This is a genomic window from Pseudomonas sp. HY2-MNA-CIBAN-0224, from assembly GCF_040310285.1.
Taxonomy (GTDB): Bacteria; Pseudomonadota; Gammaproteobacteria; order Pseudomonadales; family Pseudomonadaceae; genus Aquipseudomonas; species Aquipseudomonas helleri.
The window spans coordinates 1-231 of the sequence record NZ_JBEOPQ010000951.1 but is presented as its reverse complement, the minus strand read 5'-3'; the positions used below and the strand labels follow the sequence as shown (position 1 = coordinate 231).

Genomic DNA, 231 nt, shown 5'->3' with positions numbered 1-231 from the left:
AGGCGATAGCATAACGATTGCCGATATTGGCATCATGCCTTTTGTCCGTCAGTTTGCGCATGTGGATCGCGATGTTTTTTATGATCTACCTTACCCAAATCTACAGCGCTGGTTGCAAGATTGGCTGGCGCATCCATCATTCCTGCAGGCAATGAAAAAGTACCAGCCTTGGCAAGAAGAGGATGATGTGGTGCTATTTCCTTCTTAATCCTAAGTGCTTAACGATAAGGG

The 231-nt window shown here is 45.9% G+C and carries 1 protein-coding gene; it reads left to right on the top strand.

The genetic code is table 11. From position 1 onward, the window contains the following. A partial coding sequence (locus tag AAEZ03_RS29060) for a glutathione S-transferase C-terminal domain-containing protein (RefSeq protein ID WP_350583476.1) occupies positions 1–208 on the top strand: 208 nt, incomplete at its 5' end. Positions 209–231: the final 23 nt, after the last annotated feature.